Origin of the sequence: Pseudoalteromonas sp. Angola-30, from assembly GCF_028599215.1 — a bacterium.
Classification (GTDB): domain Bacteria; phylum Pseudomonadota; class Gammaproteobacteria; order Enterobacterales; family Alteromonadaceae; genus Pseudoalteromonas; species Pseudoalteromonas atlantica.
In genome coordinates, this window is record NZ_JAQREI010000001.1 from 502498 (window position 1) to 525965 (window position 23468).

A 23468-nucleotide genomic window follows, 5' to 3' on the forward strand; every position below is an offset into this window, starting at 1 on the left:
CTGTTTCGGAAGATTTGGAGGTTATAATTAGATTCTATATTTCCTTAGGTGCAATAGCATTTTTTTCGCTGTGTGTAACCTTTGCAGCTCCAATCAATGAGGTTTTTAAGGGCGTTACTGCCATTCCTGCAGTTGGTGCTATGGTTGCTGCTTTATATCAACTTGTCCGTGATAACTCAGCTCATGAGCGGAACAAAGAATTAAACCTACAAAAGCAAAATCTAGCTTTGGCGTCTTCATCTCATATGGCAAATGCAGTATTCGATAAACAAGCAGAATTTTCAGACCAATATGTAAAACTTGTTTTAAAGGCATTCAATGATCTTAGTACTAAAACAGACTACGATGAGGCTCATACTATTGCTACTGACTTAACTCTTCTTCGGTTAGAGTATATGAACTGGCTAACAGAAGAAATTGATAGCAACCTCGAAAGATTCGAAAGACAGTTAAGAAAACTTGGTGTTAATTCTAAATATATAAAAATGCCAAAAGGTGAAGGTACCGTTCAAGAGCATAGAGATGACGCAGCACGAGTAATGTTAGACATTCACTCAGCTTTTATTAATGTCCTTGAAAAATCGACACATGATCACGATGCATCGTTGATTACGTTATCGAAAAAGATGAGAGCTATTCTTGGTGTAGAAGAGTTGGCCCACCATAAAAATAAAATTTTGAAACACAGCGGTAATAACAGTTAAAAATCTGTTTACGTTTTCGGGGGAAGATTGAACCAACCTAAGATCAATAACTTAAAGTTTGATACAATTTTTGATGGTGCAATTAAGTGTTTGAGAAATGCACAAGAGTTATGTGATGAGTCCGAGATACTACATGAACATGGTAAGTTTGCCCGCTCGTTTGCTTTAAGTCATTTTGCTAGAGAAGAGTTCGGAAAGTGTTTTATGTTATTTCGGGTACTGGTCGATGTGACTGCAGGTGTTAGAGTCGATTGGAAAAAACTAAATCGTAGATTTCGTGATCATAAACAGAAACTGGTAAATGATTCGGCTATATCTACATCGTTATTTGGAAAAAAATGGAAAGATAGTGGCTTGCCTTTGGGTATGCTATTTGCAGGTATAGATTTTAAGAATGATCGAAAAAATAGTTGCTTATACACTGATTGGAAAGATGGCGGTTTTACTCTTCCATCTAGCACCATTACCGAAAGGCAATCAGAACGAAACCTGAGCTTAGCAATATATCGAATTGCTAAGCTGGGTCCAGCCTTAGTTGAACTGCAAAGACTTAAAGGTGCATCGAAACAAGAGTTAAAAGCAAAATATCCAGATAAAAATCCTAAAAGCTTAGATGAGTTTATCGACATTATTGAATCTTTCGAACAAACATAATAAGTCGATTAAACAGACAATGCTATTACTGCGTTTTAGTGAACACAGCCGCTTTTATTTGGTTTTTCGTCCCCTGCTGGCGGAGTCACCAGTGTCTGCTAATGGCACAGAGCAGACCGCCGGTAATTATTGAGTGATGCAATCCACGGCTATAACTGACCAAGAATAGAAGTTCTTTATGTAATGATGCGCTGTCGCTCCTCTGGCAAGCATCGGCCTAAATAAACTCTACCTCGAAGTAAACCCGATTAGCTTTCGTATAACAGATAGGCAAATTACCACTTCAAATCACTTACTGTAATAGATGTTTTCAAGCGATTTCTCGTTGTTTAAGAAATTTACCTAATAAAAAACATAATTATTTTTAGAGTGTAATTTAGTTAATAAATCTCAATTTAAGTGCCATATTTCATTATAAATCAACAAGTTCTCAACGCGCCGTGAATTCTCTATTTAAGTGGCACTGATCAATTTTGATCGGCGCCATATAACTTGAGAATCTCAGCCATGTAATAAGATTTCAAAACAATAACTTAGCTTGTGTTCTTTATGGGTACTGCGCCTCTTAAATTGAGAATTATTTATAGCTAAAAACTGCCCCAACACAAATTCTCATCCAGCCAAAAAGTTCTCATTCTGCCTTGCAGATTCTCATTCTGCCACTGAAGAACTCTGACTTGATTTTAATGAGCACATAATTAAGTAGATTCTGTATTCGGTAAATTAGTGGCGAACACTATACGCTAATATTTACTTAGTAAAAGTGTAGTAAATCGATTAGAAAATGGATTTTTAGGATAAAGAGAAATGAAGCCATTTAAGTGAAAGTTAAAATGCAGATATGCGAAGCTTCATTTGTAATGTTGAGTTAATTCAAATTTGGTTTGATTTAGGTTTAGTTATGGATGAAATTACTAAACTTTTATTAAAAAAGGGAAAGTTAAACTTATTGATATTCAGTCGATTAGTTTTAGTGAACTGCTGTTATTGTTATTAATAAAGCATAGACCGAGAACATGTCTCGGCCTAAAAATTAAAGTTGAAATTACAAAGTACTAAATGTCGAGTGATAGCTGTTTGTTTTGCGTTTTCGCCAACTTCAAAGTATCACAATTAAGTATACGTTTTGAATTATTGCCATGAATGTAAACGGGCCTGAGCTTACCGGTATTAATCAACCTCATTAGTTCTACCTTTGGTATACCGGTGACTTCAGCTACGTTTGCAACGGACATCGTTTTATCTCTTATAAGTTGAGTATGTAATTTACAAAAGGTATCGAATGCTTCAGGCAAAACGTGTATGGAATGCATTAAGTCTAATGAAGGTTTGTATGTTATTGATAATTCTTTATTTTTAGCAGCTATCAGTACATCAGTTATACAGATATTATGAAGAGCCATAAAGCGACGTAGCTCAGAAAGGGGGACGTAATCTTTATTGTGGCTGAACTCGGCTAAAAAGGTATAAACACCTGATATTTCAACGCGAGTATCTGTTCTTAAGGCCTTTTTTGAATCAGTTCTTATCAATCCAACTTCGACTAAAAGAGCGATTTGTTTAAACGTTACCCCAATTATAGAGGAGGCTGTTTGAGCTTCAAACCAAAGCTGAGTTATGGGAGCTTTTGAACGAATATACTCGCTATTATACATTTCATATAGTGTGGATAATGACCCCCATTCACATAGCAAATTCTGAACAATAATTTCAATTTTGTGAAACTCAATGTTCAACGGTAGATCTGTTGGTACACGTTTAGCCCTTTCACTTAAGAATACTCTAGCACTATCTGGGTTATTAAGAATATCAGCCGCTCTATTTAATAATGTGGAGGTAATCTCCTTTGGTGGGAAACTCGTTCGTGTATTACTATCGTCAACTATCACTTTAGCTATGAGGTATGCATCGTGGACTTGTTCAGGTGATTTTAATTGATTATTCAATGGCATATGCGTTAAGCGTAAGCCGCACAAAGGTGATGTGCAGCGGCCATTTAGAAGATTAATGGTAAATTGCAGCGGTGAATTGCAATGAGGGCATTCGGATAACAGGGCACACTCATGAATAATACAGTGTCGTAAAAATGGATTTTGCCACTGGGCCCTAAAATACCCATATTGGTTAACACAATCTGGACAAACTTGTGGCGTTAGCAATCTCGCATGTGTCCAGCACTTTATCTTTAATGATGATAAAGTGCGAGTTATAGGAATAAGGTGATCAAGGAGTCCGTTCTTTGTTGATCTACCTTTGATGATACTGGTTAGAATAGCCTTATTGAGTACGCGAGATTCTGATTGTATGCCATTTCTTTTAAGTAAACGAAGTACATAACCAATACCTGACTCCGCTTCATAGTAAGAGGGTTTTATTGGGAAACGCATTAGCATAACCCCGAATAGAACTGACTTCTAAGGTTTTTATCTTGCTCATTTAGATATGCATCTAATTGTTTTTTTGTTAAAAGTTCATAATCAAATGGATTGACAGCCCCAATTGCATATTTCTCAAAGTTTTCAAATAAGGCTTCTATAAGCTGATCATAGTTTTTTGCATTTCGTGTGTTATTACGTAAAAATAAATCGCGCATTGTACTCATGGTGTGCTCACTGTACGCAAGGTAAATACGATCAAGTAGCTCACTGTGCTCATCCTTTGTTAAATTTGGCAACCCAACTTGTTGAATGAACCAATTACAACAGGCAATCCAGTTTTTCGTTTTAGGAAGGATTGGCTTAATTTCAATGGGGCGCATTTGTCGACGAGACATCTGCTCGTCATCGTCAAATTTACCGGCGGTTCTACCAAATGTAATAAGGCGCTTAGCACTGCTTGTACCGGCGAAAATAATCGAACAACGGATCTTGTTGCTATCGATCAGATAGCAAAAATATTTAATAATTCGTTGAAACTCTATCCCATCATAACTTGAGGCAATATTCTGAATTTCATCAAGAATGATTAGCTCCACTTCTAGGCCTTTGAGAAGTGAGATAAGTTGGGCATCCAATTCAGCTGCAGTAGTGCGAGAATTTTGTGTTGTTCCCTCTAGCTCTGAAATTAAAAATCGAGTTATCTCTGCAGTACTTTTTTTAAACTCCTTAAAAGCGACATAAAAGATTGGTTTTGTCGTTTTTTCTGGCTTAGTAACAGGTAAAAACTGAGCGTGATACTGCTTTAATATATACGTCTTGCCAGCACCCGAGGCACCATAAATAAGTTGAGCTCGTTTATCCTCTGAAGGTACGTGATACATATTGTGGATTTCCGCTATCCTCTGCCATATCTTCATTTGTATGTCACATGCGAAAATTGTACTGGGCATAGTTACCATTGTTTTTCATTTCCTTCATCATCATTATAACGGGTAGAGGCCATTTCTCTGGTTTTGCTCACTATCGTATCTGCGTAGGTATCTTGTTCACCTGAGTGCGATATCTGTGATTTAAGTTCATTCACTTTATGAGATTTTTTTATTCGCTCTACAATGGATAAGTTCTCTTTCGTATTTTTATTGAAAGACGCTACCTTCGGGCCTCTGTGCTGTTTGCGTTTGGGCTTTTGCTTTACGAATTCAGTTATTTCACCGACATAGTGACCAGTAGGAGTATGGGAGAAAGTTTCTGTATATATTCCGAGTTGGGTCAGAGTTTGATTGCCATTTAGTTCAGCAAAGCTGACTGGTAGTTTAGTATCATGATGGTCAATATTATCAGCCACTATTTCCACAGGATTGTTCTCGCCAGGCAGTGTTGCTTGAACTGTTACTTTTCTGGCATCTAGGTCGTCATGAAACACATAAACAGAGGGGTTTTCACCCAGCTCCATGTCTGTTTTAGTAGCCGCGTATAGTTGTTTTAGCTCATCACTGTAATAATCTTGACCTAAACATCTGATAGTTCCACGTTGCTGTAATTTATGTGAGGCCTGGGCTCTGGACACGTGGAAGCAATGTTGTAGCTGATCATATGTGAATGAAGGCATAGGCGTATCAATAATGGACTGATTCCATTTTTTGATAGGCGTATGGCCAGCCTGTTTATGGTGTTTGTGCATGTATTCTGTCAAAAATATATTCAGTAGCTTTGTAAAATCAGATACCTTTATATCCGCACGTTTAGCTAATGGAATTGTGTCGAGTGAGTTCGGGTTAGTACGTTTTCCTGAATAACTTTGAAATCCAATACTCGTCTCACCACTTTGCGTTTCAATCTTCATACCCGAAAAAAAGTGATCTCTTAATACGTTAAAAAATGACTCAATGAATGGCTTCTTAGCAGGTTGATTTGATGGTGTATAATGAATATTTAACTCAAGTCGCTCCGCAGCCTTTTTTATCAAACGATTATTAAACCCTGGGCCATTATCCATAATCAATGTTGTCGGTTTACGTCCATTCATTGTAAGATTACTATCCGCCATAAATATTTGACGTAAAAGGTTAAGCCCACCGGCAGAGTTTTCAGGTTCAAAGCTAAGCACCACAGAGATAGGTGCGCGTGTGTATACGTCTATTGCTACATACAAAGAAATAGGCGGTGTCGGAAGACCTGTTTTGTCGTCAATTAAACACATATTTAGCACAACACGGTCGCATTCAACGCGCTGCATTGCGTAATAGGTTTTTATTCGTTTACGTAGCGTTGTTAGTCGCTTATTGATTTCCGCTTGTGAAAGGCCTTTAAAATTAGCAAGTTTTTCGGCATCAGTAAGCTCTTGTAACCGGCGGTAAAAGGTGCGTTGTGATGCGATTTGAATCTCATTATTTTTCAAGCTAGCTTCTTGCGCTTCTCGTTTATAGTTACTGTAATATGCGCCTTTGAAAGCAGAGTTATTACACGAATAGACGGTAGCGATGTAGTGCTGTATGAAAGCCTCAGTGGCCGCATTTAGCCGTATAGGCCTATTACGCTTCACTCCCGCAAGCGCCTCATCATTAAAATCTGATTGAACCCATACGCGCCAATGGCGACATACCGTTTTCCATTGCGGGTGTTTTGTGGCAATAGTTGCAGGATGTTGACTCTCGACTCGTTTGATGAGCTCATCATATGTCTTCTTGGTTGTAGCAGGGTATCCTTCACTAACCAGTTCTTTCAAGATAGATTGATAAATCAATCGTGATGTAACCGTTAACTTTTGATATTCTGTTAGTTCAATATGTGGATGCTGTGCGTTTCTTAATATAAAGCCTTGATCATCAATTGATTTCTCAAAGTCGTCTCGAGGTAATAGGCGCTTCTTAGTCTCTATACCATCACCGGAAAGGAGTATTGATGTACTGTCAACAAACGCAATAGATTCAACGTTACCGTACTTATTAGTCAAGTCAGTGCCCGTAGCATATCCGATCATTTGAGGTGACCTCGCATCAATGTAGTAGAGGCGTTTAACGGCTTCTCCATATCGAATTTATATACATTTGATGCAATTAGTCCATAAGCCTCTGACACTGGGTTTTTAGCTATACCCTCCAAGCATTCGATGAGTTGACCAAAGGTTAAATCTCCATCAGGCAGCATTGTTAATGGGAATGAATGCTCCGAGTAATACATTGTTATCAGATTCAGGTTCGCCATAAAGATAGTATTGAGCTTATCGACGATGATTAACCGTAAACCTATTTGTGCTTTTTTTCGGGTGTACTCATTAAAAAGATGAATTTTCGAGTGATACTCTTTATCAACCTGAGACTCATGATGAACTTCAATATATTCAGCGAAGCCAGAATGATATAGGACTAAGAAGTCGGGTGTATAGCGGTAAACTTTTTTGTCTATAGTCACTTCTATTTGCTCAGGCTGGGTGGCAAACAGCTTCACATTAGGGTCACATTCCAGTTTAAAAGCCAGGATCAGCTCCTGAAATGACTCGGGATTAAGTGCGCACTGATTTTTATGGGAGTAAAATCGTATAACAAATCGACCTCTGTGAACGTTAGCGTTCGTCTTTGTAACGGTCATAATTTTACCTCCCAAAAAATAAATGTCTTTACACTATAGATAATGGGTGATAAATTAAAAGGTTTATCTTTAGAATAGTTGTTCTTGGTAAGCATTTTTACATTATTCCTTTCGTCATAATTAGGCTTATCAATCCTTGGAGCCACTGAAAATTTTGTTTTATTTTCAAGGGTTAATCTCACTTTAAAATTCAAAAGTTAAGTTCAATGTTTTTTCTACGAGCAAATTATTTATTCTCAAAAAAAATTTATCTTTAAAGTACTGTGAAGGTTTCTCGAGTTGTTTTTACCTTATCCAAACCGGTTTTATGTTTGTGTTTAACATGACGTTGTTATGTTCAAGTAAAACACCCAAAGCGTAATTAATATTCCGCGCTACCCCCAAAAGCTTAAATTTAAAATTTCACACCTGGACCCAGCAAAGTTGATGCTTTTCAAGAGGCAGTCACTATGATTGCAGATATTACAGAAATAGAGAAGGTTAAACTGGTCAGACCTCTCGCTATCTTCTTTAAGTGTCTTTGATTTGGGTTTTAAAATTCATAAAATGCCAACGATATTAATTCTAGGTTAATTTAAGCATTTTTATTTTTTGTGTTTTTTAAGAAAAAAGAGGGGGTGTTCTTGTTTATTAAGTTAAGGTTAATGGAGGCTTAAATTTTTTTGTAAACAAGATGGAGTGACATATGAAACACAAGCCAGAAGGGTGGGTTGTTTTAACGTTTCAAACTATTGATAGCAAACCCTGCTATGTGTTGTTTTGTTCGTGGAAAAATGATGATGAATGGAGAGTAAGCTCAGGTTCAATGGTTCTACCCCACTTATCAGCCTGTGGGAATTATTGGATTTGGCCTCAAATATCAGGCTCTGTATACGAGCTTCCCGTTGATGAAGAAAATGGCTATACCTTTTACACCGGCGCTGTATTAGATGAATTGTTAGTAAAAGGGTATCGCGATGGTACTAAGCTAAAGCGCATTGCACTTAAAGATATTATGGAAGATAAATAAGGCGATTAACGCCTTGTAATCTATCTATTATATTTTACTTTTGGGGGTCGTGAGCTCTACATAAGGGAAGATATTTAGGGGCTTTGGTAGGCAAAGATGAGAATCTGTATTATGTAAATGTTGCTAGTTTTACATTAAAAGCTAATAAATGAATACAGTAAAAGCTAATAAATGAATACAGTAAAAGCTAATAAATGAATACAGTAAAAGCTAATAAATGAATACAGTAAAAGCTAATAAATGAATACAGTAAAAGCTAATAAATGAATAGAGTATAGGTATAACTAACGCGCACTCCTTTAGTAACCCAGCCTAATAAAATTTGGCTAGTATCCAATGAGGTTCTGCTTGCGTTGCCGAAGGAGTTGATATTCTGGCTTCATTAATCTTTAATAAGCACAAATATTACTTCACAAAGGATTACTTATGGGAAAGGAACTCGATATTTATAAATTGCACAAACCAGATAGAACATACGATATAATTGACCTAGATATCGTATCGATGGCAGACCAAATTGCCGAAGAAAATAACCTCAGTTATAAAGAAGCAGTAATATTAGCCAAGATTGGTTTTCCTAGCGGCAAAACTAAAATAGCGGATATAGTCAAAAACGGATTTAGCTGCAAAGTTGAAAAAGAAGCTTTAAAGCAAGCCTACGACGTAAACTTATTTACGAATTACCTTGTTTTGAACCAAAAAGCGTATATTGCCCTAGGGAACTATCTGCAAGTTTACGGGGAATTTATACCACTTAGGTGTGATAAAGAGCTAATTTTATTTAATCCACTCGTTTTCGAAGAAGAAGACGAATCTCTTACTGAAAAGGCTTACCTGAATGGTATTGAGGATGGCCTCAAATCCTTATCATTTAAATCAGACAAAAATCTTGTTTTTAAATCATGCATGCAAGGTGGGACAGCACTTTATTGTAATGCTGCGTTTAAATCTCTGGTTAATGAAAATAGCTTAAGCGGACTTTCTTTTAACAGTGATTTAGTTAGCATTTTTGCTTAACAAGATAAGCGCGTAATGTATTCATTTAATAAGATCTAACCAAAACTGTCAGATTTGAACAAATAAAGTCAATCAAATCGAACAGACGCATTTATTCCATGAGCGGACAGTGATAACAACACCCAGCTAAGCCGCAGAAAAGGTGTTGATTGTTTTATAGCTGCCAGTAAAATTAAGTATATAGGAGCCTCTTCACATAATTGTACACCCCAGCCTTTATTTCTATGTAGTTAGTGAATAAGCTAATCCGTAGTTAAGGCTAAAGAAAATGTAATTTTTTTGTCACTAACTTTCGCGCTTAATTGCGCATCAATTGCTTTACTAAGCGTCTTAGCGATTGATAGCCCTAATCCAAAGTTATCAATCGATGTTCTTGAAGTGTCTTTTTGCCATAATGGGTCAAATAATTGGTCTATATCGCTATCATTCAAAGGTTCATTAAGGGAATTAGTAACTGATAATATTAAGTTTTTATCCCTTACAACTCTCGTGGAGACTAAAATTTTTGAATCGAGTGGACTGTATTGTTTCGCGTTGTTAACTAAATTGCTAAAAATTGATTCAAGGGCAAACAAGTTGCTCATAATTGCTGGTGCATTTTCATCCAACTGCAAATTTACACGTGATAAATCATGGGTTTCCAGTATTCTGCTAATAACTTGATTTAAATCACAGGCATCTCGCTTGTTCAGCTTACCTCCTCCGTATTTATGTAATAGCAATAAATTTGAGACTATATTTTTAAGTCTCAGGCTTATCTTCAAAGCTTCAGGCTTAAAGTCATCATTGAGCTCTTTTTCATTTGGAAACCGTATGGAGACTTCTGCCATATTAATTAGTTCGGCAATGGGCGTCTTAATTTCATGGGCAATATCTGATGTGAGGCGCTTCTCTCTTAGGTAAAGTTGCCTGTTCTCTTTAATAAAGGCATTTAAACTTTCGACAATTGGCAAGAGCTCTTTAACTGGCTCTTTTATAAATATCTCTGAGCCTTCACTGACAATGCTTAACTGACTGATATCCTTATTTAATTGTACCAATGGCGCAAGTGATGTATCTATGGCCTTTCTGACAAACAATCGAATAAATACAATAACTGTAATTGTCGTGACTATAAAAATAACGTCAATCAACCAAAGTACAAAATCAACTTCCTCAGAGGATGCTGTATAAGCTAAAATCATTGACTCAGCGTCTGTCTTTTTAGAGGTGTCAACTGATGCCTTATCTTTTACTTGTGGTATAAAACGACTGTAAAAAATTCGGCCATCCCGACCATCAGGTAGTTGAATAGGTCGTATTTTTGATTCGCCAATTTCCAAGTTTTCAAATGGTAGGTTTTTAACCTCAAATAAATCTAAACTTTTTGAGCGGATGGAGGTACCTTCTTTGTTCCATATTTGAAAGTATTCGGGCTCAACTTCTCCTGCGAACTCAGGCATAAACTCACTGGAAAAATTATAGGAATAACCATTATCGGTCTTATTTACTAAGGTCTTTAACATACCTGCTTTAGATTGCAGGCTGCGATCAAACTCATTGTCTATCCAGCTATCAACAGCAATATCAGTGGCCAACAATATGCATAAAACTAACCCTGTTATAGTTACTGAGAGAGTAATTACTAGTTTACTGCGAATAGATTTCATCATTGCCCTTGCACAATATAACCAAAGCCACGTTTGGTTTGAATTGGTAGCTCTCCTCCTGCAACTCTTACTTTTTTACGAGCAGATGATAAATGGGCTTCAATCGAGTTTTTCGATATTAAATCATACTGTCCTGCAAGATAGGTACTTAGCTTTTCCGCACTAAACACTTTATTTTGATTGCTAAATAAACATTCGACAATTTTGTACTCGTTGGGTGTTAAATCAATAACGTTGTCAGAAACTTTTAGCAGTTTTAACTGCAAATTCAGGGCTAAATTATCAATAACTATAATATCACTGACCATTTTTAGTCCACCACGACGCATTAAATTTAAGAGTCGAGCGTGAAGTTCATCAAATGAAAAAGGTTTAGTGAGGTAATCATCCGCTCCGGTTAGAAGCCCTAAAACGCGGTCTTCAGGTTCTTGCTTTGCGGATAAAATTAAAACTTTAGTATCAAGCTGTTTTGTTCTTATGGTTTGCAGTACAGTGATGCCATCGATACTAGGTAGCATAATATCAAGTATTACAAGCTCATATTCACCTGTCATTGCCATACTCAACCCTTGTGAGCCATCACCGGTTTCATCCACCGCAAAGCCCAAATTTGTTAAGCCAACCCGTAAACTACGTCGCAGTGACCCTGAATCTTCAATTATTAATAACTTCATGTTCTATTTGTTCGCCTGAAAATGCATCTTAATCACTAGGTTACGCTATATAACTTAAGTTTTACTTAAGGCTTCCTTAAGTTTTTATAGTATAGCCATTATTAAGTTTATCATCAGGATTTCTTAAGTTTCGATTTTTAGTATTGCTGCAATTTTTAAAGACGAGTACAACTATGTCAGCAAATACTTCCGTTTTAAAACCCTTGTCACGTTTTACACTTATATTGTTATCAATCTTTATAACTTCCCGAATTGGGCTATTGATATGGCAACATTCAAGATTAAATGATGGTGATATTTGGCCAGTCATTTCAGGTGCTATCAAAATAGACTTAAGTAGCATTGGATACTTAGCAACTATTGGAGTGCTGATATTGATGCTGCATGTAATTGCACGCTCTAAAACAAAGCTATTCCAGCGCATGTTTTCGCTTTACGGTAGCATTATTGCGACTGTTGTTGTTATTTTAGAAACATCAACAGCTGCATTCATCACTCAATATGATGTAAGGCCTAACCGGTTATATATTGAATATCTTGATTACCCACAAGAAGTATTCTCGATGCTAATTCATGGTCACCTTTTAGCAATGCTAAGTACATTACTTGTGGCGACAATAACAAGTATTTACAGCTATCGCCTTTTATATAGAGCATTCACAAAACCACAAGTACAGCCACTGAAAAAAGTAGCTAATTTATCTATTCTTATGGCTGTTTTAATGCTTTGTTTCCTTGCTGCCAGAGGTACATTGAGCCACCGGCCGCTTAACCCTGCATTAGTCTATTTTTCTCAAGATTCACTAGTAAATTCACTTGTTCTTAACTCCACTTACAGTGTTGCGTTTGCGCTGAAAAACATGGGTAACGAAAAAAGTGCTAGCAATTTGTATGGCACAATGCCTCACCAGCAAGTTATAGATATAGTCAAAAAGGCTTCTTATCGTAAGCAGTTTGTCACCGGAAATATTCCGACCTTGGCACACAACAAACCTTTTGTGTCTGGAGTTAAAAAAAACTTAGTAATTATACTTGAGGAAAGTTTAGGCGCCCGATTTGTTGGACAACTTGGTGGGTTAGGTATAACTCCTGAACTTGATGAGCTATATCAACAAGGGTGGGGGTTTGACAACCTTTATGCTACGGGAACGCGCTCCGTGAGAGGTATTGAAGCAATTACCACTGGCTTTATGCCATCTCCATCTCGCTCGGTAGTTAAACTATCTAAATCCCAGCATAACTTTTTTTCATTAGCGGATGTATTGAGTCAACAAGGTTATATTACCCAATTTATCTACGGCGGTGAAAGTCATTTTGACAATATGAAAAGCTTTTTCCTAGGAAACGGATTTAACGATATTGTTGACATCAACCACATTGAAAACCCTCAGTTTATCTCCTCTTGGGGCGCGAGTGATGAGGACTTATTCCAACAAGCAGATAAGGAACTGACTAAACTAAGTAATGCGGCGGTGCCATTTTTTAGTCTTGTATTTACTTCGAGCAATCACGATCCATTTGACATCCCACAAGGTAAGGTATCGCTACCTGAAGGGTATAGTCCTGAAAACTATAAACGTGATCTTGCAATTAAGTACGCCGATTACGCACTAGGGAAGTTTATAAATAAAGCAAAAACACAATCGTACTGGAAAAACACCGTATTTTTGGTTGTGGCAGACCATGATGTGCGTGTTTTTGGCTCTGAGCCCGTCCCTTTAAAGTCTTTTCACATACCTGCGGTTATTTTAAACAGCGATATGAAGGCTAAACGCGACTCAAGACTTGTTAGTCAAATTGACCTACCTGTTACTTTGTTGTCACTTTTAGGAGTTGACCAAGCAACTCCAATGGTGGGCTTTGATCTCACCAAAAATTATCCAGTTGAACGCGCGATGATGCAGTACTACGACAATTTTGCATACCTAGAAAATGATCGCGCTGTCATCCTAATGCCAAATCAACAAACTAGCTATTGGCGCTATAACAAAAAAACCAAAATACAAAAAAGAAATAAACCGCAAAACGCAGATAAAACGTTAGCTGAAAAAGCACTCGCTCATGTGTTATTTAGCAACTTAGCTTACACAGAGCAGCTTTATCGTTTAGCTGATAAAAATAGCGATAAGGAATAATTATGAAAAATGCTTTTAAAATTTTTAACATTTCGTCTTGGCATGTAAGTTATAGTCATTTTGTTTGCTTAGTTTCGATGTATATCGTTATCGTATTTAATGGCTTGTTTTTATACAACACCTTTATTGCTGCAACACAGCCAGGCCATATAAATTGGCTTTTTATCACGTCTATTCCTTTATTGCTTTTCTCATTGACTATTTTAGTTTTGAGTTGGCTGTCCTTAGTTACTTTTGTTAAACCCGTACTTTTATTTAGCGTTTTACTTTGCTCATTATTGTTTTATTCAACACTTAATTATGGCGTTATTTTTGACAAAAGCATGTTACAAAATATTGTTGAGACAAACTCAGGTGAAGCATTTTCATATTTGAATTTTCAGCTTGTAATATTTGTAGTTTTATTAGGAATTGTACCTACTTACTTATTTTCCAAGTTCATAATTATTGGTAGTTTTAGAGTACGTTTAAAGAGCTTTGTGAAGCTAAATCTATTTGCTTTGCTTTGTTGTGCTTTAATAGCAGCAACCTTTTATAAAGAGTACGCTTCTGTAGGGCGTAATAACCGACAGCTTACAAGCTATATCACCCCGTTTGCTTTTTATACAGCGGGTTATAAATATTTGAGAGATAATTACTTTTACCCCCCCCTACCTTTTAAGGTACTTGATAATTTACCAGCTTTAGAAAATAAAACGACCGCCTCGCTAACAGTAATGGTTGTAGGAGAAACTGCTCGGGCTGCTAACTTTTCACTGCAAGGCTATAGTAGAGCAACGAATGCTTATACCTCTAAGCTAGGCGTGAAATATTTTAGTGATGTTTCATCATGTGGAACGGCAACGGCTATCTCCGTGCCCTGTATGTTTTCACGGCTTAATCGCAAAGAATATGATTCTCGCCTTGCTAATAGTCAAGAAAATGTCCTAGACATTATCCAGCGCAGTGGTGTTGAAGTGACATGGATTGATAATAATAGCAGCTGTAAAGGAGTGTGTGCTCGCGTCAAATCAGAAAACATTGAGCCGAACAAAAAGCACTCGCTCTGTGACGGTGATTACTGTTTTGATGAAATATTAGTCTCGAAACTCAAAGACAGAATAGCTAAAAGTAACGTTAAGCATAAATTGATTATTCTACATATGATAGGTTCGCATGGGCCAACTTATTATCGTCGTTACCCTGAACACGCAAGTTTGTATAAACCTGACTGCGATAGAAGCGACATTCAGAACTGTACTACAACAGAGCTAACAAACACATATGATAACACTATTGCATACACAGACAGGGTATTGAGCGAATTAATAAAAGTATTACAAGAAAGTAACGAAATGGAAAAATCACTCTTGTATGTGTCAGATCACGGTGAGTCACTTGGTGAAAAAGGCTTATACCTTCATGGGTTTCCTTATGCATTAGCACCAACCGAGCAAACTCATATCCCAATGATTTTTTGGAGTAATAAGCTTACTGACTCTGAATTCAATCGCTGTGTTGAGTTGCAACACTCAAAAACATTTTCACACGACAATATTTTTGACACTTTGCTTGGATTAACTCATGTAAATAGCAACCAATACCAACCTATATACGATATTTTTAACGCCTGTAAGGCCGAAGCCTACAATGAGGGAATTCCCAATGCAGTTTGATAATGTAAATAAGCCGTCAGGTATTAATCGAGTATTTTTAGCTTTTAAAAATTCACAGCGTGCATTTAAATGGCTTGCCAAAAATGAAGCTGCTTTTAAACAAGAGCTTTTATTACTTGCTTTATCGCTAACTATTATTTCTATTTGGCAGATAGGTATTTACGAAAAGGTCATGCTCCTAATCTCAGTTTTATTTGTGATATTCGCAGAGATTGTTAATACAGCAATAGAAGCAACAATAGACAGAGTTGGCTTAGAAATTCATCCATTGTCTGGTCTCGCTAAAGATTTAGGCTCCGCAGCAGTACTAATTGCTCTATTGATATGTTCAGTCGTCTGGGTTGCTGTATTTATAAACTATATTGGTTATTTTTAAAATTTATCCAATCTCAATGACCGCTGATCGCTCAAATAAGGCCCCGAAAAATGGCTCATATAGCTATCTAGGTTAACGCTTTCAAAAAACAGAAGTATATTTCCGATAACTACCTTTGAATTCCTATAAACGGAAGTTTGCTTCCGAAATATAGCAATATTGGGTTAGAAACCGGAAGTTTACTTCCGTTTTGTACTTTAAGTTTATAAACCGGTGTTTAATGAAAGCTGGGAAGTCTAGAGGTACAAGCAAACATTGGGTTATTAAATTTAATAATTAGCTTTTAGCTAAATTTAGAAAAACTTTAAAGCTGGTAGTTTGATTATTTGAACTGGCCTCTATATTTCCACCGTTTGCTTGCGCTAGAGCTTTAACTATTGCAAGCCCTAAACCAGCTCCATCGCTGTGTCGTTGGCGCGATTTATCGGGTCGATAAAAGCGGTCAAATAAATAAGGTAAATGCTCAGAAGGTATTCTCTCCCCAGTATTAATCACTGAAATACATATTTTTTCAGCGGTAAATATTTCACTATTTACTGTGATTGATGAGCCTTTTGGGGCATACCTTATTGCATTGGATAGGAGGTTTGATAATAATTGGCGAAAGTGTAATTTGTCACAATAAAAACAAAGGTTTTGACCTTTTTTCTTAAATGTAATCAATGAGTCTTCAGCCAAAGCATCAAAGTACTCAAATAATGCTTCAATTTCATCATGGCTTTTTAGAGTATTTTGAACGGGTTTAACCAGTCCATTCTGAGTTTTTGCAAGCCAAAGCATATCACTAACCATCTTAGTTAGTCGTTCCAGCTCTTCTAGATTAGAAAACAATAATTCTTGATACTCTAACAACTGTCTTTTTTTAGATAAACCAACCTGTGTTTGAGTGATTATATTTGTTAGTGGAGTACGTAACTCATGCGCAATATCACTAGAGAAATTTGATAAACGAATAAATTCACCTTGGAGCCTGTCGAGCATCGAGTTAAACGACTGCACCATATTAACAAGCTCAATAGGCACTTTATTTTCATCAAGCCTTACATCCATCTTATTAGTTTGGATGTCATGCATTTTCTGACTCAAACCTCGTAAAGGGTTTAATCCTTGATGTATAGCAAACCAAGCCACCAATAAAATGAGTACCGCAGAGCCAAACATAATAGCCCAAAGGCTTTGTTGAAATTGATTGAGAAAGTGTAAATGAAAGCTCATGTCTATCGCTGTAGTAATTTTGTATTGCTGTTGCCCAGTACTTAAATTACTCACCAGAGCTCGGTAGGTGTGGGTATCATTTTGCCATGAGGTAATGTTGTTACGGTTAAAGCCAGCTGAAGCATTAGCACTCATTACAAAATCACTAAAATCTCGTTCAGAACTTTGAAAAATGAGCTCTCCTTTTGCGGTATTTACCTGATAGTAAACACCGTGATGACCCGCTACAGCGTTAGATAATTCATTTTTAAGTTTCAGGTTTGATTTATACTGTTGTCTTAAAACTAATTCAATAGATTGATTAATAACATGCAGTTCACTACTATCTTGCTGGAAAAAATGATGTTTTATCGAACTATTTATTAAGGTGGCAACTAAAGTTAAGCACGCAATAACGGTTACAGCCACAAACAACACAACACGCATCGTAAGTGATAAAGGCCGTGACTTAATAGCCATCAGTTTCAACCTCTAATTTATAGCCCATACCACGAACCGTATGAATTAATTTAACAGTAAAGTCATCATCAACTTTTGCTCTTAGCCTACGAATGGCAACATCAATCACATTGGTGTCGCTATCAAAATTCATATCCCATACTTGAGAAGCAATTAACGAACGTGGCAGTACTTCACCTTCGCGCCGTAACAATAGTTCAAGTAAGCTAAACTCTTTATTACTCAATAAAATACGCTTGCCTGCACGTTGTATTTTTCGCTTTGGAATATCCATTTCTAAATCAGCAACTATCAGTATATCGTCAACTGTTTGTACTACACCACGGCGAATAAGAGTGCGTACTCTTGCTAAAACTTCAGCAAAAGCAAAAGGCTTTATTAAATAGTCATCAGCACCAAGTTCGAGCCCCTTTACTCTATCGTCTATACTATCGCGAGCAGATAAAAATAGTACTGGGGTTTTGTTATCTGCTTCACGTAGCGACTGTAAAATTTTCCAACCGGATACGTCAGGTAACATGACATCAAGTATTATTACATCAAATAAGTCGGTCATTGCTAGGTGATGACCGTCAAGTCCATTGCGCGCCAAAGAAACCTGAAAACCAGCTTCACTTAGTCCCTGTTTTAAATAATCTCCTGTCTTTGATTCATCTTCAACAACTAATAAGCGCATACAATTCCTTCATTAAAGTCCTAACAACTACCTCTGCAAATATTATGCAGTATCTGTCACTACAGCAACATGACACCAACATTACAACTTTGTAATGTTCGCGTCATGTTTAAGACAGGTCTATTTTCTATACTCAATACATATTCTGGTATGAAGGAGTAAGGAAATGGGGTTTAAAAAGTCATCACAACAGGTTAGCACACCACGAAGACGATTTGTTCAAGGCTTAATTGCAGGAGGTGTACTTGCTGCTTTTCCGAGTGTATTACATGCTGCATCATCTTTAGTAGCAGGAACAATAACAGGCACTGTGCCCGAACTTAGCGGCAAAGTAATTGATCTGGTTATAGATGAATCGCCGGTTAACTTTACTGGCGTAGTACGTATGGCGACAACTATCAATGGCTCTATACCCGCCCCTACCTTGCGCCTCAAAGAAGGCGATGACGTTACTATTAGAGTAACAAATAAGTTATCAGTACCGAGTTCAATTCATTGGCATGGCATTATTTTACCGTATCAAATGGATGGCGTACCTGGTATCAGTTTTAAAGGCATTATGCCTGGCGAAACCTTTGTTTATAAATTTAAATTACAACAAAGCGGTACATATTGGTATCACTCACATAGTGGCTTTCAAGAAATGACTGGCATGTACGGTGCATTAATTATTGAACCGCGAGAAAAAGATATTATTAGTGCAGATAACGAGCATGTTATTCAATTATCTGATTGGACTGATGATGACCCAATGGCGCTGTTCCGCAAATTAAAAATACAGAGTGATGTATTTAACTTCAATCAGCCCACTGTTCCAGAATTTTTTGATGACGTTTCAAATAGCGGTGTTTCGAATGCTTTGCAACGCCGCAAAATGTGGAATCAAATGAGAATGAATCCTACAGATTTAGCTGACTTATCTGCATCAGCAATGACCTTTTTAATGAACGGTAGTACGCCAATGTCAAATTGGCGAGGAATGTTTAAAGTTGGAGAAAAAGTAAGACTTAGGTTTATTAATGGCTCAAGCAATACTTTTTTTGACGTTCGTATTCCCGAACTAAAACTAACAGTTGTACAAGCTGATGGGCAAAACGTTGAACCAGTGACAGTTGATGAATTTAGATTCGGCCCTGGTGAGACCTACGACGTAATTGTTGAGCCTAAAAATGATGCCTATACGATTTTTGCTCAAAGTATGGATCGCTCTGGTTACGCAAAAGGAACTTTATCAAGCTCGCCTAATATTGATGCGCCAGTACCTGCACTTGACCCTGTTGAATGGTTAACGATGACCGATATGATGGGCAATATGACCCACGGCGGTGAGCATTCTGCAATGGCAGGTATGGCTGGCATGTCAGGTATGAACTCTAAAGAAATGGATCATAGCGCTATGGAGCACGGTGCAATGGCGATGGATCATAGCAAACATGGTATGTCTGAAAACCCATTGGCAGTTGCCAGCCCTAAAGTGCGTCATGCCAAAACGGAGTATGGAGCTTCAGTTGATATGCGCGTTGATATGCCTAGAACAAATCTTGATGATCCTGGTATTGGTTTACGTAAAAATGGTCGCCGTGTTTTAACACTTGCAGATTTACACTCACTTGAAGGGATCACTAACCAGCAAGAGCCAGAAGCTGAAATTGAGTTGCATTTAACCGGAAATATGGAACGTTATAGCTGGTCATTTGATGGCTTAGAATTTGGTAAAAGCACGCCAGTGCATATGAAGCATAACCAACGTTTAAGAGTTATTTTACAAAACGATACCATGATGACGCACCCTATGCATCTGCATGGTATGTGGAGTGATTTAGAAAACGAGCAAGGTGATGTGCAAGTGCGACGTCATACAATACCTGTTCAACCCGCACAAAGAATCAGCTTTTTAACCACCCCTCACGATGTAGGGCGCTGGGCTTGGCATTGCCATTTATTATTCCATATGGATGCCGGCATGTTTAGAGAGGTAGTCGTATCATGAAACAATTAAAACTATCTAAATCATTTAGTTTATTAATGTTAACTGGGGCTTCATTAATTAGTTTCCCTTTATTAGCGCAAAGTGAAATGGCACAAATGAATAGCGCTAAGATGCAACCACAAGGAGGAAGTGCACCTAAAGATGCAAGAGACCCCCATGCTTACTCTGCGGGAACAACTTTAACAGAAGGCCCATATGCGCTTGAGGGCAATGAGCGATTAACACTCGCTGATGAGCATCCATTTTACGCATTACTAGGCGATCGTCTTGAATATAACGAGCAAGCAAACGCAGGTGTATTTGACTTACAAGCATGGTACGGCACTACCTTTGATCGATTGGTAATTAAAACCGAGGGTGATTTCAGCGAAGGAAGTATTGAAGAAAACCAAACCGATATTTTATGGGGTCACGCCGTATCAGCATATTGGGATACTCAAGCAGGTGTTCGTCTTGATTACAATAAAGAAGGTGAAAATCGGCAATGGTTGGCTTTTGGCTTACAAGGTTTAGCCCCTTATTGGTTTGAACTTGATATGACAGCATACGTAGGTGAGCGAGGCAATACCGCATTTACGTTAGAGGCAGAGTACGAACTACTACTCACGCAAAAGCTAATTATACAACCGCGAGCCGAAATTACACTTTATGGCAAAAACGATAAACAAAACGAGCTTGGAAGTGGCCTATCAAGCAGCGCGATTGGCTTTAGGGTTCGTTATGAATTTACACGCCAGTTTGCGCCCTATATTGGCGTTGAATGGAGCAATAAATTTGGCAATACCGCCGACTATGCCACATCAAGTGGACAAAGTAGCAACAACACCGCATTTGTTGCGGGTATTAAATTTTGGTTTTAATCATTTTGAATAAGAGGTAATTATGAAGTTTTTTAACTCTGCAGTAGCCATTTTAGGTTTAGTGCTTACATTTTCCGCATCAGCGCATATATCACTCAAGCAATCAATACCTGCACAAGAAGCCATGTTAATGCAAGGACCAGAGGAACTTTCGTTAATTTTTAGTGGTGAAGTAAGGCTAGCAAAAGTCATCATCAAAGATGAAAAAAATAAAACAATAAACTTTGATTTCAAACCCAGCGCCACCCCAAGCACAGACTTTAATTGGTCATTACCGAGCCTAGCCCAAGGCACTTACACGGTTAAATGGACAGCACTGGGTGGTGATGGACATAAAATGACTGGCACGTTTAGATTTATGGTACATAAAAATGAATCGCATAAGATGATGCAAGAACAATCTAATACCCACAGCAAACATAATCATTAAGTAGCAACATCATGCAATTAAGTGAATGGTCAGTGCTCTTACTATTATTAAAACTAGCAAGCTATATAGCAATTGTAGGGCTTGCGGGCACTTTATTAATGCGCTTTATGTGTGGCAACAGCAATGTTGCAGGGCATCACTTAATTAGCTTTCATCAGTTCTTAAAACGTTGGCAAATTACGTGTGTAGTTACAGGTAGTATTGCTGCACTTTTACAAGTACCTATAGAAGCTGGAGCAATGGCTGAATCAGGCTTTATGGGAATGTTTGACCCCTTTATGCTTGAAATTGTTTGGCAATCAGTCATAGGTGACCAAGCAAGGTTTAGAATACCAGCGCTTATTATTGCTCTAATTAGCGCATGTATGTGGAATGTGGAATCAGATGATAACGTAGCAGGTTATAAAAACGGTGCCGTTATACTCATCATGCTTGGGTTTATCGCTTATAGCTTCACTTTTACTGGGCACAGTGCAAACGAAAATGGGTTAGTGAAAAGTATTTTAACCTTTCACCTTATTGCCATTGCGAGCTGGTTAGGGTCATTGTGGCCGCTTTACAAAAGCTGCACTTTACTACCTACCAGTGAAGTAAAGCGGTTAATGCATTACTTTGGTCAACTCGCTATTGTTATTGTATTTGTACTACTTATTTCGGGCTTAACTCTGCTCCTGCAGTACCTAGAGTCATTTTCTGCATTGTTTACATCAGATTATGGGCAACTAATTTTATTAAAGCTGTTACTCGTCAGCGCGATGCTGCTCATAGGTGCATGGCATAAGCTTTTTTTAGTCCCGCAAATCACTCAACAACACCATATAAGTATATTAAAACGCTCGATTACTGTTGAAATAGTAATTGCCCTGTTTGTACTTATTACAACAAGTGTATTTACCACACTTGTTGGTCCGCCTATTTAACGATTAATAAAAAGGGAAACGTATGTTAATTAAATCCTTTAATTTAAAAATTTTATTGCTACTAATTTTTAGCACTGTTAGTTCTTTTACTGTTAGTGCACATGACGATGAAAAATATTCAAAAAAAGGCAAGGCCTTTGTCAATGTTGATAGCGAGGCTGCAAAAACAGTCAGCCTATTTCATGCATCTCTAAAACAAGGTAATCGCGAAGCTGCACGTAAATTACTGGCCGACGATGTCATCATTTTTGAAGGCGGAAGTGTTGAGCGTTCTGCAGATGAATACGCGAAACATCATATGATAGCGGATATGAAATTCTTAAGTGCTGTTAATAGTGAACTACTAGAGCATCAAGTTTACACAAATGGAGACATAGCTTACTCAATTTCAAGAAGTAAAACTCAAGGAAAGTACAAAGGAAAAGATATTAAGTCTATGGGAATGGAATCAATCACATTAAAAAACACCGATACAGGTTGGAAAATCACTCATATTCATTGGTCAAATTAAGGAGTTAACAATGCGAGTAATCTACATTACCTCAGCGTTATTTTTATCATTAACTATGTCATTTTCGGCGATAAGTATCGAAAAACAACATAAAGCATTAATAACTTATGAGAATTCAGAAAAACCTAAAATTGAGCTTACCGTTTATAAAAGTAAAAATTGTGGATGTTGTAATAAGTGGATTGCTCATTTGAGCGAAAACAATATTCAAACAAAAGCAATTAACGTCAATGACATGGGGACGATTAAATCTCAGTATCAAATAAAACCAAATATGCGGTCATGCCATACAGCCGTTTCAGCCGATGGATTTGTATTTGAAGGTCATGTTCCCGCCAAACATATAAAACAGTTTTTAGCTGAACAACATCCTGAAAAGACGATAGGGCTCTCTGTTCCCGCTATGCCTGCTGGTACGCCAGGTATGGAAATGGGCGATCGCTTTTATAAATATAATATTGAAATGCTTACGCACGATTTACAGCAAAATACTTATAAGCATATTAGCAAATACGCTGAGCAGTTTTAACACTTATGGCACAACTCTTGATGTAATATTAAACATTGA

The 23468-nt window shown here is 37.4% G+C and carries 21 protein-coding genes; 13 read left to right on the plus strand and 8 right to left on the minus strand.

From position 1 onward, the window contains the following. Positions 1 to 14 precede the first annotated feature (14 nt). On the plus strand, positions 15 to 704 hold the full coding sequence (locus PSH54_RS02265) for a hypothetical protein (RefSeq protein WP_273605385.1): 690 nt from the start codon (positions 15 to 17) through the stop codon (positions 702 to 704). A 27-nt stretch (positions 705 to 731) separates the two neighbouring features. After that, complete coding sequence (locus tag PSH54_RS02270) at positions 732 to 1358, plus strand: AbiV family abortive infection protein (RefSeq protein ID WP_273605386.1); 627 nt, start codon at positions 732 to 734, stop codon at positions 1356 to 1358. 1055 nt (positions 1359 to 2413) lie between these two features. Here the strand turns inward: PSH54_RS02270 and PSH54_RS02275 are convergent. The 4 genes from PSH54_RS02275 to PSH54_RS02290 form a co-directional block, all read right to left on the minus strand. Then, positions 2414 to 3304 (minus strand): hypothetical protein, encoded by an 891-nt coding sequence (locus tag PSH54_RS02275; RefSeq protein WP_250653989.1) that lies wholly within the window; start codon positions 3302 to 3304, stop codon positions 2414 to 2416. A 440-nt stretch (positions 3305 to 3744) separates the two neighbouring features. Continuing rightward, complete coding sequence (locus PSH54_RS02280) at positions 3745 to 4695, minus strand: TniB family NTP-binding protein (protein ID WP_337946977.1); 951 nt, start codon at positions 4693 to 4695, stop codon at positions 3745 to 3747. Beyond that, complete coding sequence (locus PSH54_RS02285; protein ID WP_250653990.1) at positions 4689 to 6716, minus strand: transposase family protein; 2028 nt, start codon at positions 6714 to 6716, stop codon at positions 4689 to 4691. The genes PSH54_RS02280 and PSH54_RS02285 overlap by 7 nt, the downstream gene beginning before the upstream one ends. Next, positions 6713 to 7324 carry a TnsA endonuclease N-terminal domain-containing protein gene (locus tag PSH54_RS02290; protein WP_055253882.1) on the minus strand — a complete coding sequence of 204 codons (612 nt, stop codon included), beginning with the start codon at positions 7322 to 7324 and terminating at the stop codon, positions 6713 to 6715. Before PSH54_RS02290 ends, PSH54_RS02285 begins: the two co-directional genes overlap by 4 nt. 685 nt (positions 7325 to 8009) lie before the next feature. Between PSH54_RS02290 and PSH54_RS02295 the strand changes: the two genes are divergently transcribed. Together PSH54_RS02295 and PSH54_RS02300 are read left to right on the plus strand one after the other, a co-directional pair. Next, a complete protein-coding gene (locus PSH54_RS02295; RefSeq protein ID WP_054981787.1) occupies positions 8010 to 8333 on the plus strand; it encodes a hypothetical protein in 324 nt (107 codons plus the stop codon). A gap of 426 nt (positions 8334 to 8759) precedes the next feature. Beyond that, positions 8760 to 9350, plus strand: coding sequence for a hypothetical protein (locus PSH54_RS02300; protein WP_273605388.1), 591 nt, complete (start codon positions 8760 to 8762; stop codon positions 9348 to 9350). Positions 9351 to 9592: 242 nt separating this feature from the next. Here PSH54_RS02300 and PSH54_RS02305 read toward each other — a convergent pair whose 3' ends face one another. Both PSH54_RS02305 and PSH54_RS02310 read right to left on the minus strand, forming a co-directional pair. After that, complete coding sequence (locus PSH54_RS02305) at positions 9593 to 11002, minus strand: sensor histidine kinase (protein ID WP_273605389.1); 1410 nt, start codon at positions 11000 to 11002, stop codon at positions 9593 to 9595. Next, positions 10999 to 11673 carry a response regulator transcription factor gene (locus tag PSH54_RS02310; RefSeq protein WP_024032693.1) on the minus strand — a complete coding sequence of 225 codons (675 nt, stop codon included), beginning with the start codon at positions 11671 to 11673 and terminating at the stop codon, positions 10999 to 11001. Before PSH54_RS02310 ends, PSH54_RS02305 begins: the two co-directional genes overlap by 4 nt. Positions 11674 to 11846: 173 nt before the next feature. Here PSH54_RS02310 and PSH54_RS02315 point away from each other — a divergent pair, with 173 nt between their 5' ends. Genes PSH54_RS02315 through PSH54_RS02325 form a run of 3 tightly spaced genes read left to right on the plus strand, consistent with a single transcriptional unit; the run spans position 11847 to position 15839 of the window. Continuing rightward, positions 11847 to 13808: an LTA synthase family protein gene (locus PSH54_RS02315; RefSeq protein ID WP_273605390.1), complete on the plus strand. Its 1962-nt coding sequence runs from the start codon at positions 11847 to 11849 to the stop codon at positions 13806 to 13808. A gap of 2 nt (positions 13809 to 13810) precedes the next feature. After that, on the plus strand, positions 13811 to 15463 hold the full coding sequence (locus PSH54_RS02320) for a phosphoethanolamine transferase (protein ID WP_273605391.1): 1653 nt from the start codon (positions 13811 to 13813) through the stop codon (positions 15461 to 15463). Further along, positions 15453 to 15839 carry a diacylglycerol kinase gene (locus PSH54_RS02325; protein ID WP_024032690.1) on the plus strand — a complete coding sequence of 129 codons (387 nt, stop codon included), beginning with the start codon at positions 15453 to 15455 and terminating at the stop codon, positions 15837 to 15839. The genes PSH54_RS02320 and PSH54_RS02325 overlap by 11 nt, the downstream gene beginning before the upstream one ends. 276 nt (positions 15840 to 16115) lie before the next feature. Here the strand turns inward: PSH54_RS02325 and PSH54_RS02330 are convergent, their stop codons facing one another. Continuing rightward, positions 16116 to 17513: a heavy metal sensor histidine kinase gene (locus PSH54_RS02330; RefSeq protein WP_064387016.1), complete on the minus strand. Its 1398-nt coding sequence runs from the start codon at positions 17511 to 17513 to the stop codon at positions 16116 to 16118. Then, on the minus strand, positions 17503 to 18189 hold the full coding sequence (locus PSH54_RS02335; protein ID WP_004588805.1) for a heavy metal response regulator transcription factor: 687 nt from the start codon (positions 18187 to 18189) through the stop codon (positions 17503 to 17505). The genes PSH54_RS02330 and PSH54_RS02335 overlap by 11 nt, the downstream gene beginning before the upstream one ends. Positions 18190 to 18355: 166 nt before the next feature. Between PSH54_RS02335 and PSH54_RS02340 the strand changes: the two genes are divergently transcribed. Genes PSH54_RS02340 through PSH54_RS02365 form a run of 6 tightly spaced genes read left to right on the plus strand, consistent with a single transcriptional unit; the run spans position 18356 to position 23429 of the window. After that, positions 18356 to 20179, plus strand: coding sequence for a copper resistance system multicopper oxidase (locus PSH54_RS02340; protein WP_055011432.1), 1824 nt, complete (start codon positions 18356 to 18358; stop codon positions 20177 to 20179). Next, positions 20176 to 21039, plus strand: coding sequence for a copper resistance protein B (locus PSH54_RS02345; RefSeq protein ID WP_055011431.1), 864 nt, complete (start codon positions 20176 to 20178; stop codon positions 21037 to 21039). Before PSH54_RS02340 ends, PSH54_RS02345 begins: the two co-directional genes overlap by 4 nt. 22 nt (positions 21040 to 21061) lie before the next feature. Then, on the plus strand, positions 21062 to 21469 hold the full coding sequence (locus tag PSH54_RS02350) for a copper resistance CopC family protein (RefSeq protein WP_004588802.1): 408 nt from the start codon (positions 21062 to 21064) through the stop codon (positions 21467 to 21469). Positions 21470 to 21480: 11 nt separating this feature from the next. Beyond that, positions 21481 to 22389, plus strand: coding sequence for a copper resistance D family protein (locus PSH54_RS02355; RefSeq protein ID WP_273605392.1), 909 nt, complete (start codon positions 21481 to 21483; stop codon positions 22387 to 22389). Between the two features lie 22 nt (positions 22390 to 22411). Further along, on the plus strand, positions 22412 to 22900 hold the full coding sequence (locus PSH54_RS02360; RefSeq protein WP_008109928.1) for a YybH family protein: 489 nt from the start codon (positions 22412 to 22414) through the stop codon (positions 22898 to 22900). Between the two features lie 10 nt (positions 22901 to 22910). Beyond that, positions 22911 to 23429: a DUF411 domain-containing protein gene (locus tag PSH54_RS02365; protein ID WP_004588799.1), complete on the plus strand. Its 519-nt coding sequence runs from the start codon at positions 22911 to 22913 to the stop codon at positions 23427 to 23429. The last annotated feature ends 39 nt before the right edge of the window (positions 23430 to 23468 follow it).

Excerpts from the sequence above, each read along its gene's own strand:
- PSH54_RS02360 (WP_008109928.1), top strand. The coding sequence starts at position 22,412 with ATGTTAATTAAATCCTTTAATTTAAAAATTTTATTGCTACTAATTTTT.
- PSH54_RS02310 (WP_024032693.1), bottom strand. The coding sequence starts at position 11,673 with ATGAAGTTATTAATAATTGAAGATTCAGGGTCACTGCGACGTAGTTTA.
- PSH54_RS02340 (WP_055011432.1), top strand. The coding sequence starts at position 18,356 with ATGGGGTTTAAAAAGTCATCACAACAGGTTAGCACACCACGAAGACGA.
- PSH54_RS02300 (WP_273605388.1), top strand. The coding sequence starts at position 8,760 with ATGGGAAAGGAACTCGATATTTATAAATTGCACAAACCAGATAGAACA.
- PSH54_RS02320 (WP_273605391.1), top strand. The coding sequence starts at position 13,811 with ATGAAAAATGCTTTTAAAATTTTTAACATTTCGTCTTGGCATGTAAGT.
- PSH54_RS02280 (WP_337946977.1), bottom strand. The coding sequence starts at position 4,695 with ATGGTAACTATGCCCAGTACAATTTTCGCATGTGACATACAAATGAAG.
- PSH54_RS02305 (WP_273605389.1), bottom strand. The coding sequence starts at position 11,002 with ATGATGAAATCTATTCGCAGTAAACTAGTAATTACTCTCTCAGTAACT.
- PSH54_RS02355 (WP_273605392.1), top strand. The coding sequence starts at position 21,481 with ATGCAATTAAGTGAATGGTCAGTGCTCTTACTATTATTAAAACTAGCA.
- PSH54_RS02315 (WP_273605390.1), top strand. The coding sequence starts at position 11,847 with ATGTCAGCAAATACTTCCGTTTTAAAACCCTTGTCACGTTTTACACTT.
- PSH54_RS02365 (WP_004588799.1), top strand. The coding sequence starts at position 22,911 with ATGCGAGTAATCTACATTACCTCAGCGTTATTTTTATCATTAACTATG.
- PSH54_RS02350 (WP_004588802.1), top strand. The coding sequence starts at position 21,062 with ATGAAGTTTTTTAACTCTGCAGTAGCCATTTTAGGTTTAGTGCTTACA.
- PSH54_RS02325 (WP_024032690.1), top strand. The coding sequence starts at position 15,453 with ATGCAGTTTGATAATGTAAATAAGCCGTCAGGTATTAATCGAGTATTT.
- PSH54_RS02330 (WP_064387016.1), bottom strand. The coding sequence starts at position 17,513 with ATGGCTATTAAGTCACGGCCTTTATCACTTACGATGCGTGTTGTGTTG.
- PSH54_RS02290 (WP_055253882.1), bottom strand. The coding sequence starts at position 7,324 with ATGACCGTTACAAAGACGAACGCTAACGTTCACAGAGGTCGATTTGTT.
- PSH54_RS02345 (WP_055011431.1), top strand. The coding sequence starts at position 20,176 with ATGAAACAATTAAAACTATCTAAATCATTTAGTTTATTAATGTTAACT.
- PSH54_RS02295 (WP_054981787.1), top strand. The coding sequence starts at position 8,010 with ATGAAACACAAGCCAGAAGGGTGGGTTGTTTTAACGTTTCAAACTATT.
- PSH54_RS02285 (WP_250653990.1), bottom strand. The coding sequence starts at position 6,716 with ATGATCGGATATGCTACGGGCACTGACTTGACTAATAAGTACGGTAAC.
- PSH54_RS02335 (WP_004588805.1), bottom strand. The coding sequence starts at position 18,189 with ATGCGCTTATTAGTTGTTGAAGATGAATCAAAGACAGGAGATTATTTA.